The organism is Paenimyroides baculatum, assembly GCF_008629655.1.
GTDB classification, from domain to species: Bacteria; Bacteroidota; Bacteroidia; order Flavobacteriales; family Flavobacteriaceae; genus Flavobacterium; species Flavobacterium baculatum.
Genome location: NZ_VWSG01000006.1, coordinates 85,023 through 98,981, shown reverse-complemented (window position 1 = coordinate 98,981; position 13,959 = coordinate 85,023). Strand labels below are relative to the sequence as shown.

Genomic DNA, 13,959 nt, shown 5'->3' with positions numbered 1-13,959 from the left:
AAAATGGCAAAATATGAAAAAATAGACTTTGGACAAGGTCAAGACACAAATACAGGTGATAATCTTTACCAAGCTTTTACGAAAGTTAACGATGCTTTTGATGGAATTGAAAGTGATATTGCAAATATAGATTTATCAGAATTTGCAAAGAATGAAGATTTACAGGAATTTGAGAATGAAACGAATCAAAAAATTGCTGATTTAGAAAGTAATATTGAAGATTCTTTGGTTTTAGAAAAAGCACCAAATCGTGGAATTTATTTAAAGAATAGAGATGAATCAAAATATACTCCTATTGGCACGGAATCAATAGATTTATCTATCAGCCCTAACCCCGATGGCTGGTTAAAGGGGGCAAAAACATACGCTGTGGCAATTGGCAAAGATACAGGTGCTGGAAATAATTCAGTGGCTATTGGAAATTTTGTATCTAACATAAATGGTCAACATGCTGTGGCAATTGGAAGTTCTATACAAAATTATAACAATAATTATTCTGTATCTATCGGGCATAGAGCATCAGCTGGTGAAAATTCAGTTGCTATCGGTGACCGAGCAACATCGGTTAACAAAGGTGTTGCAATTGGCGAAACAGCAAAGGCATTTGGTTTAAAATCTGTATCATTTGGTGACACACTTTCTAATGCTGCTTATTGTTTGGCAATAGGAAGATATAATAATAGAGGTGGTCAACAAACAGCATGGTCAAATGGTAGTGAAATTTTCATCGTTGGGAATGGCACAAGTGAATCAAATCGTTCTAATGCCTACCAATTAAATAATAACGGAACTTCAACACAATGGGGCATAGCATCATATGGTGCTGATTATTCTGCAAATTTCACTGCTAATAGTTTAGTAAGTAAAAAATATGTTGATGATAAAATTGCTAATATTGATGTAGATGTTGACTTAACCAATTATTATATAAAATCTGAAATTGATACTAAATTAAATACAGTTGGGCAAAAAACATTAAATGCAACTGCAATTGGTTTTCAATCACAAATAGTAAACGCATCTACAGCTTATGGAATGATGGCAAATGCTTTGGGATTAAATTCTGTTGCTGTTGGTACAAGTTCATACGCACGTGGAAATTTTTCATCAGCATTAGGTGCTGGTCTTCAAATTAATAATTATGGTGCAACTGCTATTGGTGTTTTTAATAAATTTAATTCAGCAATTCAAACTGATTTAGTAAATGGTAGTGAATTATTTGTTGTTGGAAATGGTCTAAATTCTTATACTCGTTCAAATGCCTATGAATTATTTAATAATGGTACATCTGTACAATATGGAATTGCTTCATATTCAACAGATTTTTCAACTAGTTTTACAGAAAATTCATTAGTTTCTAAAAAATATGTTGACGATAAAATTGCTAATATTGATGTAGATGTTGATTTATCTCAATACTATACAAAAGATGAAATTGATGGACATACACACTCATTGGTTGAGTTGATAAATCAAAAAGCATATACAACAAGTGTATATACAAAGGTTGAAATTGACGATAAATTAGTACATTATGTTGCTCCAGCCGATGTTTATTTTAAAACTCAAACTTATGCAAAAGCAGAGGTTTATAATAGAGATGAAATTGATGTAAAATTATCTGAAATAGGTCAAACAGATATAACACAAGCTGGTGTTTATCCAAACCAACAGACACGCATCGGTAGTGGTGCAATGACTACTAATCAATGGTCTAGTGCTTTTGGTTATAGTGCAAAAGCTAATAATCAATTATCAACTGCAATAGGTGGTGGTTCAGAATCAAATCGCAATGCCATTGCTATTGGTTGCATGGCTTATGCACCAAATGATTCAATTATAATAGGTAATGAAATTTCAACCTTTGTTGACACCATTACTGCAATTGGTGTTAAGTTAGTACCAAAGCATAAAGGTGAAATATTACTAGGTAGATTTAATAAGATAGCAGATAATCAAGTTAGCGTAATTGCACCAACAAATCATTTATTTACAATTGCAAACGGCACAAGTGTATCGGCTAGGTCAAATGCCTATGAATTATATCAAAATGGTACATCTTTACAATATGGCGTAGCTGGTTACGGTGGGGATTATTCAGCTAATTTTACCGATAATTCATTGATTACAAAAAAATATGTTGATGATAAAATCAATAATAATTTTTTAATTAACGAAGTAGCTACAGTAATGGATAAAGCTACATTAAATGCTAACTATAGCGATAAAAATGTTGGATTTGTGTTGTATTGTACACATGAAGATTTACAAACTAAATATGTAAAATTGAGTTTGACAGAATGGACAGCCGAACCATATTTTTTAGTGAATTAGAATATTAGATTATACAGATATTTAAACCCTTCATAAAGTAAAACACCTATGAAAAATAGAATAATAATCTGTTTAGTGTATGGTGGAATTTTGCCGTGTGGTGGTGTGTCACCATCGCCCCAAAACCAAAACCAAAAATCTATTAATATTTTTTTCATTCTTAAAGATAAAAAAAAGATAGCTTAATTGCTATCTTTTTTGTCTTTGTCCTTTTTAAAAAATTCTTGCATAAATGGTGGCATCTTATCAACTATTTTACCAAATAATGGGTGCTGTACAATATCTTCAACCGATTTAAATATTTGCCCGAAAACATGTGATACACATAGCATAATCATTAGGTAAATTAAATCTATTGAATTTTGACCAACTACAATTGTTGGTGCAAAAAACACCATCTGTAATAAAGTCATCGTTAATATTGAAATTGAATAACCGATGATGCTATATAGTACATATTCAACAGATTTAGACCTTTTAAGAATTTTATGAATTTGCCAAACCCTTACATCTGCATCATTACAAACGGCAACATATTTGGCTATACCATTTATTATGACAAGGGCAAAAAGTGATAATATACCAATAGTATGAGGTGTAAGGAAAACATAAATTGAAAGTAAAAAAGAACTTATAATTTTTTCTAAATTCATCGAATTGAGAGAAGATTTATAGTATATATTAATGTTTCAAATTAAAAAAAGCATCTATTAAGATGCTTTCATTTCAATAATTTTTGGGTCTTTAAGAATTTGTTTCTTTTTGCGAGGTGTATATTTATCTTGTTCTTTTAATATAGGTGCATACACATCAACTTTATGATAATCTGTCATTTGATTATATTTATTATAAGTATTCAAATCTTTGTGCCCTGTTATTGCCATACCTAAATCTGCTGGTCTCTTTTCTATATGTTGGTGTGTTACAAACGACCTTCTTAATGTATGTGATGCCACCAATTGCCAACGTGGATAAACACCACGTACATCACGCATTTCTTCACGTCCTTCATAAATTTCAACCTTTTGGCGAATATCCCCCACCATCATTTCATCAAATCCCATAATTTCACAAATCAGTCTAACTCCCTCATTAAAATCGTTCTTTCTACCACACATATATGGAAACTCTTTTTTATCGCTAAAATAATCCTCCATTGCCCCATACATCGGGATATGCGAAATTGTATTATCGGTTTTATTCTGATAGACATTAACAATTTTATCATCTTTTATTTGACTATTATCTAATGCCCGAAGTGTTTCCATTCTTTGTGCTATGTGAAAGCCAATAACAATCCAATCTCTAATATTATTAAGTCCTTGTATTCTTTTTAGCATCAATTTTTCTTCATGATTTTTAGGCTTATAATTATTAAAATTGGTTTCATATATCGAAAAAACTTCATCAATCGTTAAATAAGGTTTAACCACTTTTTTTGTATTTTTCTTCTTTTCTTTTATAGGTGATTGATAACCGTTTAAAAATGCCAATTTCATCAAGTCATTAACTTCTCTCAAATAATCAGCAATCATTTTTTTAGTGTAATCAACAATATTTCTTGCTGTGGTTGTTTTGTGTTTAAGGTTGTTTAATAAATAGTTTTCGTATGCTATCATCAGTTTATAATCTAAATGATGTATAGTATATTGCATCTTATTAGATGCTTGAAATTCTTCAAACTTTCTAATAGCATTTGGGTAATGTTCTTTTGCTTTTGGTGTTAAATTTGGATTTGCTTTAAAATGATTATTCTTTGATTCAGTCATTATATCTACTATTAAAATTTGCAAATTCTTTTTTGCTGTTGTAATAGTATTGGATTGTTCAATTGCCTCCATCAAATCGTCTTCATCGAATAGACTAAAATCACTTAATAATGTAATATACTTTGCAATGTTTTCATTGATTTGTTGAAACAAATCAACTTTTCTCTTATCTGATGATATTACTTTTTTATTAATATACTCTTCAGATTTTACTTTTAAAAAGTTAATGGTTTTGCATCGGTCTCGTTGACCTGTAAGGGGGTTGTTGAATCTAATAACTAATGATTTAGATTCATTAGTTGTTTTCTGTAATTTGAACGAAAATTTAAAATCTTTTAATTCCATTTTGATATAAGATTAAGTTAATAATTACTTATATCGGAGTTTTGAAAAAAGTTGTTGAAAATTGAAAACTATTTTTATATAGAGGGGGTAAAAATGAATTTACTTTAATTGTAGATAGTTTCATCATTCCTCCGTAATTTCCTCCACAAATAATAATTCCTCCAAGATTTCCTCCAGCATATTAAAAGAGCAAAAAAACCGTTTTATTTTAAAATTTTAATTTGTTAAAAATTTCAATTAATGTAAAATTTAACATTTTAATCTTAAAAATTCCTATGTTTTTATAGGTTTTTAAGCTTTTGCCATTCCGATATGCAGGTCGATACGATCCAACAAAGGTCCCGATATTTTATTCAGATACCGATTCATTTCCATTGATGATGACTGACTCAATCCTTTATCGTTCATAAAATAGCCACTGGGGCTCGGATTCATACTTGCCACCAACATAAAAGACGAAGGATACGAAACCGTGAATTTCACACGAGAAATAGTTACTTCGCGATCTTCTAAAGGCTGACGCATTACTTCTAAAACTTCGCGCTTAAACTCTGGTAATTCGTCTAAAAACAACACGCCGTTGTGAGCCAGAGAAATTTCACCCGGTTGCGGATAACTTCCTCCACCAACCAATGAAACCGACGATGCAGTATGATGCGGTGCACGAAAAGGACGTTTCTTTATCAGCCCAACATTTTGAACCTTACCAACGACACTGTGAATTTTTGTGGTCTCTAAAGATTCTTCAATAGTCATTGGCGGAAGGATACTCGGCAATCTTTTAGCTAACATGGTTTTACCAGAACCGGGCGGACCGATCAATAAAATGTTATGTCCACCTGCCGCTGCAATTTCCAACGCACGTTTAATGTTCTCCTGCCCTTTTACTTCGGCAAAATCTAATAACGAAAAATCGTTGGCTACATCAAACAAATTATCTTCTTGGAGTTCAACTGTTTTCAGTACGATTTTCCCTTCAAAATGATTGATTAAATCGGCAATATTTTCAACAGCATACACATTCAGTCCGTGCACAATCGCTGCTTCCTGAACATTTTCTTTTGGTAGGAATATTTCGGTAAATCCATCTACTTTCGCTTGAATCGCTATTGGTAAAGCTCCTTTTATCGGTTGAACAGATCCATCTAATGACAATTCGCCCATAATCATACAATTAGAAAAATCGTCTTTCTTCAACTGACCCGATGCGGCCAAAATACCAATCGCCAAAGGTAAATCGTAAGCAGATCCTTCTTTACGCAAATCGGCAGGTGCCATGTTTATAGTGATTTTTTTTCCCGGTAGGTTGTAGCCAATATTCGCTAACGCTGCGGCAATACGGTAACTTGATTCTTTCACGGCATTATCCGGCAAACCAACCAAATGGTATCCAATACCTTTATCAATATTTACTTCAATAGTAATTGTTGTAGCATCGATCCCAAAAACGGCGCTACCAAAAACTTTAACCAACATAGTTTATTTTTTTCTAAACTAAATATAGTCAATTAAATATGAAAAATGAACTATGTTTAAACAAAATATAATCTTCGGTTTAACAATTTTACTATCTTCATTTATAATTCAGCTAAAAATATATGTCAGATATCTTTCATACGGTGTACCAACACCTTCTGTTTTCAGAAGAAGACTTTCATGCTATCTCAGCAGCACATGAAAAAACAGAAATTGCAAAGGGAAATTTTCTTTTAAAAAGCGGAGAAATCTCTAATGAATATTATCTTTTAGAGAAAGGAATTGTTCGTTCTTTTGTGCACGACTATAACAATAACGAAATTACCACAGAATTTTTTGCCGAAAATGATATTGTAATCGTGCCTTCTTCCCTATTTCAGCGAATCCCATCGCAAGAAACTTTGCAAACTGTGACCGATTGCGTTTTGTGGAAAATAGATTTTGATAAGTTTCAACATTTGTTTCATTCTGTACCTGGTTTTTCCGAATGGGGAAGATCATGGTTTACCACACAAGTATTCTCGTTAAAGCAAAAATCGCTTGATATTGTTACTGAAACCGCCACAAACCGTTATCTGAAACTTCTTAAAGAAAAACCGCAAATCATTCAAAATGCACCTTTGAAACAGATTGCTTCTTTTTTAGGAATTACCGATACATCATTAAGTAGAATTCGAAAAGATATTTTAAAAATATAACTTGAACTATTGATTGATTTCTTGCCAAAAGACAAGTTACACATCTTAAAAAATAAGCTACATTTGGTTTAAACTAACTCTAAAAAAATGGAAAATAAAAAATTTAATCCTGTAGCTTGGTTCGAAATTTATGTTGATGACATGGAAAGAGCCACAAAATTTTATGAAACGGTATTTAACTTAAAATTAGATGAAATGCCCGTTCCCGGCGATGCTCCAATGACAATGAGATGCTTTCCTGGATCTGAAAACGGAATAGGTGCATCGGGTACTTTGATAAAGATGGACGGTTTACAAGCAGGTGGAAACAGTACTATTGTTTATTTTGGCTGTATGGATTGCGCTGTGGAAGAAAGCAGAGTTGTTGATGCCGGTGGAACAATTCATCAACCAAAAATGTCAATCGGCGAATATGGTTTTTGCTCGATTATTATAGATTCTGAAGGAAATACAGTCGGTTTATATTCAATGAATTAAATTTAAAGCTATGAAAATTGTAAAAACAATCTTTTTTGTATTATTTGGGTTAATGATGATCAATGCAGGTATGGATAAATTTTTCCATTACATGCCAATGCCCGAAATACCGGCAGAAATGATGAAAATTAACGAAGCCATGATGACTTTGAAATGGATTTTACCATTGGTTGCAACCATAGAAATTCTTTCGGGCATTTTAGTGCTTATGCCAAAAACAAGAGCGTTAGGTGCCGTAATGATTTTTCCTGTAATGATTGGTATTTTGTGCCATAATTCAACCTTTATGCCCGAAGGTTTAATTATTGCCGGTGTATTTTTTCTAATCAACATTTGGATGCTGATTGACAATAAAGAAAAAATCAAACATTTAATCAGTTAAATTATGGACAATCCAAAATCACAAAAATTAGACATTATTATTCCTGCTTTTCGCGGGCATAGTCAAAGTTTTTTAATGGTTCTTGAAAGTATTTCAGAAGAAGATGCTTTAAAAAGAATCGAAGGAAGAACGAATCATATCATCTGGATGGTCGGAAATTTTTTGGATATGCGTTACGCAATGGGAAATGTTCTGGGGTTAGCCGAAGAATTTAAATACAAAGATTTCTTCTTTCAAGGAAAAGCTTTAGACGAAAGTTTAGCATATCCTTCATTACAAGATCTTATTACAGATTTCCACAGAATATCGCCACTTGTTTATCAAAGATTATTACAGGTAACCGATGAAGAATTAAACAGAGCGTTCCCAATGGGAATGAACATTGAGTTTTTTCCGGAAGATGTATTAAACTTTGTAGGCATGTGCATTGGACGAGAAGATTATCTGTGCGGACAAATGGGTTTAATGCGTAGAATTCTGGGTTACGATGCCATGAAATATGATTTTGATCTTGATATGAAATATTAAAAAAAAGATTTTCAACTAACTTACAAATGCATAAAAGTGTTTGATTTTTAGGCAAAAAAAAATAGCAAAAACATGCTACTTATAAATTTAAGGCAATTTTAAATTATGTAAATTAAATAATTAATTTAGCCGCTTAAACATCTGCTTAATAACACACTTTTATGCATCATAATCTACTACTAATACTTGGGCTATTATTTGTAGTTTTTTTATTGGTAATGTTGGCACAACGCATTAAAATTGCGTATCCTATCTTTTTGGTAATTGCAGGTTTGGGCATCAGTTTTATTCCCGGAGTACCTCAACTGCATCTTAAACCCGATTTAATTTTCCTTATATTTCTACCGCCGTTGCTGTATGAAGCAGCATGGTATACTTCATGGAATGATTTCTGGAAATGGAAACGCCCCATTGCTTTACTCGCATTCGGTTTGGTTTTTCTAACTTCAGGTGTTATTGCGTATACTTCTACCCTATTCATTCCCGGAATGACGCTTGCATTAGGATTTCTGCTAGGCGGTATTGTATCGCCACCCGATGCCGTTGCTGCTGCAACCGTTTTAAAAGGAATGAAAGTTCCTAAAAGAATCATGACCATTTTAGAAGGCGAAAGTCTGGTTAACGATGCTTCATCGCTTATCGTTTTTAAATTTGCGTTAGTTGCCGTAATAAGCGGAACGTTTTCTATGCAGGAAGCCACAGGTCAGTTTTTTATTGTATCGATAATGGGAATTGTAATAGGTTTGGCAGGCGCACACATTATGTACTTCATTCACAGGTTTTTTCCTACAACACCCGCTATTGATGCAGCGCTAACGTTAATGACTCCTTACATTTTATTTCTTGCAGCAGAACAATTTCATTTTTCAGGCGTAATGGCAGTTGTAAGCGGTGGTTTATTCATGTCATACCGTTCGCACGAAATCTTTAAAACAGGCAGTACGCGTTTAAACATGTTAGGCGTTTGGACAACCGTTATTTTTGTAATGAATGCCTTGGTTTTTATTTTGATAGGATTAGAATTACCGGAAATTATTCATGGTTTAGGAAATTATTCTATTGCCGATGGAATTAAATACGGAATCATAATAAGCATTATTACTATTATTCTGCGTTTTTTATGGGTTTACCCTATAGCACACATTCCGCGTTGGTTAAGTGCAAAAGTGAGGAAAGATCCTTCACCGGGTTGGAAAGGACCATTAGTTATTGGCTGGGCGGGAATGCGCGGAGTTGTTTCATTAGCAACCGCTTTATCAATCCCAATCATGCTTACAGACAATGTGGCGTTTCCGCAACGAAACCTCATCATTTTTATAACATTTGTAGTTATTTTCATTACACTTGTTTTGCAGGGTTTAACCTTACCTTTTGTTATTAAATTGATCAAAATAGAAGAGATTGATAGTATTAGTTCCGAAGAAGAGCAACAGGCAGGTATAAAATTACGACTGCATGGTATCGCGCTGAATGTACTTAACACCAAACATGACAATAATAATAAGAATGAACTTATTGGTATTTTTAAATCTAATCTTGAAAAAGAAATAAACAATACCCAGCTAAAACTAACATCGTTAGAACTTTGTGTAAATACTACCGAAGATCTTAAAGTTTACCATCACACATTATTAGAAATTTACAATTTGCAAAGAAAAGAGCTTTTTAAATTAAGAAAAGAAAAATTCTTTACTGATGAAGAAATTAGAAAAGCCGAACTGCAACTGGATCTTGACGAGCTAAAAATAAGCGGTAACAACCATTAATTCAACCTTATGAATATATCAAGCCATTATAAACTGCTGCATTTTATTCCTTGGACGCGTACTAAAATATACAAAATGCTTTTATTAAGTATTGTACCAACGCTATTATTCTATTTTTTAGATTTTAAATGGTTGGCAATTCCGTGGGTTCCGGTTGCTTTGCTTGGAACAGCAACAGCCTTTATTTCCGGGTTTAAAAATACCCAAACATATAACAGAATGTGGGAAGCCAGACAAATTTATGGATCGATCATCAACAGCAGCAGAGCTTTCGGAATCATGGTAAAAGATTTTGTGCGAACAGATAACGAAACCGAAACTGCAATAATACATCAAGCCATAATTTACCGTCATTTCGCATGGCTTACCGCTTTGCGCTATCAATTACGAGAAGTTAAAAGCTGGGAAAACATAAAAACAAAAAGTTATAACAAAGAATATTTGCAGTATTACAAAGTTCCTGAATGGGAAAGTAACTTGAGTGATGAATTAAAAAATTTCTTAAACGAAAAAGAACTCAACTATATTTTATCAACCAAAAATCGAGCTACGCAATTGATCGCAAAACAATCGGAAGCCATTAAAAAACTAAACCAGCAAGGTACAATTTCCGATTACAATTATGTAGCGCTTTCAAATCAATTGAAAGATTTGTACGACCAACAAGGCAAATGCGAGCGTATTAAAAACTTTCCTTATCCGCGTCAGTTTTCAAGCATTAATATTTATTTTACCAACTTGTTCTGCATCCTTTTGCCACTTGGTTTTATTGGCGAATTTTCTAAAATGATCGAAAAATCGGGCGAACACATTATTTGGCTTACTATTCCTTTCAGCGTAATTTTAGGCTGGGTTTTTCTGGTTTTAGAACAAATCGGTGAAAGTACCGAAAATCCTTTCGAAGGAAACGCAAATGATATTCCCATCACACAAATCAGCAGAAATATCGAAATTGATTTAAGGGAAATGTTAGGCGAAACAGATTTACCTGCGCCAATTCAACCACAAAATAATATCGTTTTATAAGTATTTTATATTTTGTTTTAAATTGAAAAATAAAAGTCGATTTACGAATTAATTCTCTAAACAAAAATGCCTTTTTGTGCTTCTATTGCCCATTTAGCCATTGCATCGATCACAGGAAAAAGTCCTTTTCCCGAAGTACTTAAACTGTAGGTAACGTGCGGTGGCACAACCGGTTTGGCTTCTCTAATAATCAATCCGTCTGTTTCCAATTGTTTTAAATGCTGAATCAATACCTTTTCAGTAATCGCAGGAATGGCTCTTTTTATCTCGCTGTATCTCTTATCGCTTGTAGAAAGGTGATACAAAATAATCGGCTTCCAATAACTTCCAATTTTCTCCATAACATAAGTTACGGGGCACATTTCTAGTGCAATCTGTTTGTTTTCCTGAATGGTCGATGTTTTCTTAACTGCTGTCATAATACATACTTTAGGGTAAGTACTTGTATAATAGTAAGTACAAATATAACTTTGTATTTATAAATAAAAAATATTTTACCATGAAAATAATCGTAACCGGTTCGTTAGGGAACATAGGAAAAAAATTGACAACTGAATTGTTAAGCGCAGGAAATCAAGTAACCGTTGTAACAAGTTCGGCTGATCGAAAAAGTGAAATTGAAGCATTAGGAGCAGTTGCTGCTGTAGGTTCTGTAAGCGATGCCGACTTTTTAACGCAAACTTTTACTGGTGCTGATGCCGTTTTTGCAATGACGCCACCCAATTTAGGCGGACAAAATGTAGTTGCAAATACAACCAACGCAGGTAAAGCTTTTGCAGAAGCATTTAAAACAGCCAATATTAAAAAAGTGGTGATGTTAAGCAGCATTGGCGCAGATTTACCAAACGGAACCGGGCCAATTGAAGGTCTGTTTCATATCGAGCAAATTTATAACGGTTTAGAAAACACAAATATCACATTCTTGCGTGCAGGATATTTTTACACGAATTATTACAACGATGTTCCAATGATTAAGAATGCAGGAATTATGGGGTCGAACCTTCCGGAAAATACAAAAATACCTTTGGTTCATCCGCATGATATTGCTATTGCAGCTGCTGAAGAATTACAGAAAACATCCGAAGGAAAAAACATCCGTTATATTGTGAGTGATTTTCGTTCGGCTGCAGATATAGCTGAAAATATTGGAAAATATATTGGAAAACCAGAACTTCCTTGGGTTGAATTTTCTGATGACGAAGCTTTAAACGGAATGATACAAGCTGGTGTTCCTGCTGAAATCGCTCAATTATATACCGATATGGGTGCTGGCCTGAAAAGTGGAAAAATTGCTGCTGATTTTGAAAAAACTGGTGCTAAAACTGATGGAAATATTAAACTGGAAGATTTTGCCAATGAATATGCAATGAAATTCTAATGATAAACAGTAGAAAAGTGAGCTTTTAAAGTTCACTTTTTTTTTATTGATTTTGCATCACACCTAAAATTCGATTAGTTGATATGATGATCTATTACATAATACTAAAATGTCGAAACAAATATCCGCCGCCAATTCCTATCGAAATAAAAAACTGTCCCTGATTAAGCGGCATCACATACTCATGCCCTACTTTGATAGTAAACGGAAAAACTTCCGTGTAAACATACGGACTAACACGAAACTGGTTATTGAATTCTTTATTAAAATCGAACAAATAACCGCTTGTAATTCCCGCAGAAATATTGTAAGATTTATACTTATCGTCAACCAAAAAATACATTGCCGTAAACTGTGGCTGTAAACCCGACGGTGCTTTTGCGTTTGGCGAAGTATAATCTAACCCAAAAGCAAAATCGTAAGGTTTGTATTTATCAAACAGCACAGGAACATTAAATGATGCTTGAAACATTGCCGCTTTATCATATTTTGCGCCTAAACTAAAGACCTGCGCTTTTATTGAATGATTGCAAAATAAGAACATAAAAACACCTATTATTTTCGCTATAAATGTTATTTTTTTCATCATTGATTTGCTGTTAAGTTATTTATCAATGTACGACGCTTCCTTTAAATCGGTAATAAATTCATTCACAATTTCTTCATTAGTTGCCCACGAAGTTATTAGTCGGATTGCGGTATTTTCGGCATCTATTTCTTTCCATTGATAGAAAAGATATTTAGTTTCCAACTGCACAATTACTTTTTTAGGCAGGATAGGAAAAATCTGATTGGTAACAGGATCGGTCAAAAACAAGTATCCGCATTCATTTACGGCATCGGCTATTTTTTTGCCCATTGTATTGGCGTGATTAGCCAATTGAAAATACAAATTATCTTTAAACAATTCCAAAAACTGAATCCCTAACAAACGTCCTTTTGCCAGCAATGCACCTTTCTGTTTCAGCACATAATCAAATTCAGGTGCTAATGACTGATTATTAAACACAATAGCTTCGCCCAACAAAGCTCCGTTTTTTGTTCCGCCAATGTAGAAAACATCGGTCAATTGAGAAATATCTGCCAATGATACATCGCTATTTTCTGCCATTAACGCATTTCCCAAACGCGCTCCATCCATAAAAAGCAATAAATTGTTTTCCTTACAAAACGCCGATAACTCAAAAAGTTCTGCCTTATTGTAAATTGAGCCGATCTCGGTTGCGTTCGAAATATAAACCATTCTTGGCTTTACAACATGCGGTCTTAAAGTATATTCTTTTAGAACATTTTGGATTGCTTCAGGCTGCAATTTTCCGTTTGATGATTCCACTGTGATTATTCGATGCCCAACAGCTTCGATCGCTCCGGTTTCATGCGAAAAAATATGTCCCGTATTTGCACTGATAACCGCCTCGTGAATTTTTAGCAATGCCGAAATCACCAACAAATTGGTCTGCGTACCGCCAGAAACAAAATAAATGGCAGCATCATCATTTTCAATTTTCTGTTGAAGAATCTGTTTAGCCTGCAAAGAATATTCATCTTCGCCATAGCCTGGTTGTTGCTGTAAATTGGTTTCGATAAGCTTTTGAAGGATGTTTGGATGTGCGCCTTCGGAATAATCATTTCTAAAATTATACATAGAATTACGGTTTCGGTGATCGTTTTTTATGATTGATCTATTCAAAAATACGCTTTTTGAAATATTTAAAGATCAAATCGCAATTGTGATATTGTATTTACAATGATTTTTATCAGTAAAAAAACTATTTTTTAT

15 protein-coding genes are annotated in these 13,959 nt (G+C 33.4%); 9 read left to right on the top strand and 6 right to left on the bottom strand.

What is annotated here, in order from left to right:
* Nucleotides 1–3 precede the first annotated feature (3 nt).
* A complete protein-coding gene (locus tag F0460_RS09320) occupies nt 4–2,334 on the top strand; it encodes a hypothetical protein (RefSeq protein WP_150012520.1) in 2,331 nt (776 codons plus the stop codon).
* A 48-nt stretch (nt 2,335–2,382) separates the two neighbouring features.
* Complete coding sequence (locus F0460_RS16185) at nt 2,383–2,520, top strand: hypothetical protein (RefSeq protein WP_190304130.1); 138 nt, start codon at nt 2,383–2,385, stop codon at nt 2,518–2,520.
* On the opposite strand, the gene F0460_RS09315 is transcribed toward F0460_RS16185, so the two are convergent.
* From F0460_RS09315 to F0460_RS09305, 3 genes are all read right to left on the bottom strand, one after another.
* On the bottom strand, nt 2,517–2,987 hold the full coding sequence (locus F0460_RS09315; RefSeq protein ID WP_150012518.1) for a hypothetical protein: 471 nt from the start codon (nt 2,985–2,987) through the stop codon (nt 2,517–2,519). The genes F0460_RS16185 and F0460_RS09315 overlap by 4 nt on opposite strands.
* Nucleotides 2,988–3,044: 57 nt before the next feature.
* Nucleotides 3,045–4,448, bottom strand: a complete 1,404-nt coding sequence (locus F0460_RS09310; RefSeq protein ID WP_150012516.1) for a phage integrase SAM-like domain-containing protein — start codon at nt 4,446–4,448, stop codon at nt 3,045–3,047.
* A 291-nt stretch (nt 4,449–4,739) separates the two neighbouring features.
* A complete protein-coding gene (locus F0460_RS09305; protein ID WP_150012514.1) occupies nt 4,740–5,924 on the bottom strand; it encodes a YifB family Mg chelatase-like AAA ATPase in 1,185 nt (394 codons plus the stop codon).
* A gap of 122 nt (nt 5,925–6,046) precedes the next feature.
* Here F0460_RS09305 and F0460_RS09300 point away from each other — a divergent pair, with 122 nt between their 5' ends.
* The 6 genes from F0460_RS09300 (at nt 6,047) to F0460_RS09275 (ending at nt 10,801) form a co-directional block, all read left to right on the top strand.
* Nucleotides 6,047–6,622: a Crp/Fnr family transcriptional regulator gene (locus F0460_RS09300; protein WP_150012512.1), complete on the top strand. Its 576-nt coding sequence runs from the start codon at nt 6,047–6,049 to the stop codon at nt 6,620–6,622.
* An 87-nt stretch (nt 6,623–6,709) separates the two neighbouring features.
* Nucleotides 6,710–7,099, top strand: coding sequence for a VOC family protein (locus tag F0460_RS09295; protein ID WP_150012510.1), 390 nt, complete (start codon nt 6,710–6,712; stop codon nt 7,097–7,099).
* A 10-nt stretch (nt 7,100–7,109) separates the two neighbouring features.
* Entirely contained in the window at nt 7,110–7,481 is a 372-nt protein-coding gene (locus F0460_RS09290; protein WP_150012508.1) for a DoxX family membrane protein, read from the top strand.
* Between the two features lie 3 nt (nt 7,482–7,484).
* A complete protein-coding gene (locus F0460_RS09285) occupies nt 7,485–8,009 on the top strand; it encodes a DinB family protein (RefSeq protein WP_150012506.1) in 525 nt (174 codons plus the stop codon).
* Between the two features lie 161 nt (nt 8,010–8,170).
* The gene (locus F0460_RS09280; protein WP_150012504.1) at nt 8,171–9,775 is read left to right on the top strand and encodes a Na+/H+ antiporter; all 1,605 of its coding nucleotides are present in this window, start codon (nt 8,171–8,173) and stop codon (nt 9,773–9,775) included.
* Between the two features lie 9 nt (nt 9,776–9,784).
* Nucleotides 9,785–10,801 (top strand): bestrophin family protein, encoded by a 1,017-nt coding sequence (locus tag F0460_RS09275; protein WP_150012502.1) that lies wholly within the window; start codon nt 9,785–9,787, stop codon nt 10,799–10,801.
* Between the two features lie 56 nt (nt 10,802–10,857).
* Here the strand turns inward: F0460_RS09275 and F0460_RS09270 are convergent, their stop codons facing one another.
* Complete coding sequence (locus F0460_RS09270) at nt 10,858–11,220, bottom strand: winged helix-turn-helix transcriptional regulator (protein WP_150012500.1); 363 nt, start codon at nt 11,218–11,220, stop codon at nt 10,858–10,860.
* 80 nt (nt 11,221–11,300) lie between these two features.
* Here F0460_RS09270 and F0460_RS09265 point away from each other — a divergent pair, with 80 nt between their 5' ends.
* Complete coding sequence (locus F0460_RS09265) at nt 11,301–12,179, top strand: NAD(P)H-binding protein (protein ID WP_150012498.1); 879 nt, start codon at nt 11,301–11,303, stop codon at nt 12,177–12,179.
* A 94-nt stretch (nt 12,180–12,273) separates the two neighbouring features.
* Here the strand turns inward: F0460_RS09265 and F0460_RS09260 are convergent, their stop codons facing one another.
* Together F0460_RS09260 and F0460_RS09255 are read right to left on the bottom strand one after the other, a co-directional pair.
* Nucleotides 12,274–12,768: a hypothetical protein gene (locus F0460_RS09260; protein ID WP_150012496.1), complete on the bottom strand. Its 495-nt coding sequence runs from the start codon at nt 12,766–12,768 to the stop codon at nt 12,274–12,276.
* A 15-nt stretch (nt 12,769–12,783) separates the two neighbouring features.
* Nucleotides 12,784–13,824: a threonine aldolase family protein gene (locus tag F0460_RS09255; protein ID WP_150012781.1), complete on the bottom strand. Its 1,041-nt coding sequence runs from the start codon at nt 13,822–13,824 to the stop codon at nt 12,784–12,786.
* Between the last annotated feature and the right edge of the window lie 135 nt (nt 13,825–13,959).

Bases quoted from the DNA above. Each gene is read 5' to 3' on its own strand.
- F0460_RS09295 (WP_150012510.1), top strand. From the start codon at position 6,710: ATGGAAAATAAAAAATTTAATCCTGTAGCTTGGTTCGAAATTTATGTT.
- F0460_RS09275 (WP_150012502.1), top strand. From the start codon at position 9,785: ATGAATATATCAAGCCATTATAAACTGCTGCATTTTATTCCTTGGACG.
- F0460_RS16185 (WP_190304130.1), top strand. From the start codon at position 2,383: ATGAAAAATAGAATAATAATCTGTTTAGTGTATGGTGGAATTTTGCCG.
- F0460_RS09310 (WP_150012516.1), bottom strand. From the start codon at position 4,448: ATGGAATTAAAAGATTTTAAATTTTCGTTCAAATTACAGAAAACAACT.
- F0460_RS09305 (WP_150012514.1), bottom strand. From the start codon at position 5,924: ATGTTGGTTAAAGTTTTTGGTAGCGCCGTTTTTGGGATCGATGCTACA.
- F0460_RS09290 (WP_150012508.1), top strand. From the start codon at position 7,110: ATGAAAATTGTAAAAACAATCTTTTTTGTATTATTTGGGTTAATGATG.
- F0460_RS09265 (WP_150012498.1), top strand. From the start codon at position 11,301: ATGAAAATAATCGTAACCGGTTCGTTAGGGAACATAGGAAAAAAATTG.
- F0460_RS09255 (WP_150012781.1), bottom strand. From the start codon at position 13,824: ATGTATAATTTTAGAAATGATTATTCCGAAGGCGCACATCCAAACATC.
- F0460_RS09260 (WP_150012496.1), bottom strand. From the start codon at position 12,768: ATGATGAAAAAAATAACATTTATAGCGAAAATAATAGGTGTTTTTATG.
- F0460_RS09285 (WP_150012506.1), top strand. From the start codon at position 7,485: ATGGACAATCCAAAATCACAAAAATTAGACATTATTATTCCTGCTTTT.
- F0460_RS09300 (WP_150012512.1), top strand. From the start codon at position 6,047: ATGTCAGATATCTTTCATACGGTGTACCAACACCTTCTGTTTTCAGAA.
- F0460_RS09315 (WP_150012518.1), bottom strand. From the start codon at position 2,987: ATGAATTTAGAAAAAATTATAAGTTCTTTTTTACTTTCAATTTATGTT.
- F0460_RS09280 (WP_150012504.1), top strand. From the start codon at position 8,171: ATGCATCATAATCTACTACTAATACTTGGGCTATTATTTGTAGTTTTT.
- F0460_RS09320 (WP_150012520.1), top strand. From the start codon at position 4: ATGGCAAAATATGAAAAAATAGACTTTGGACAAGGTCAAGACACAAAT.
- F0460_RS09270 (WP_150012500.1), bottom strand. From the start codon at position 11,220: ATGACAGCAGTTAAGAAAACATCGACCATTCAGGAAAACAAACAGATT.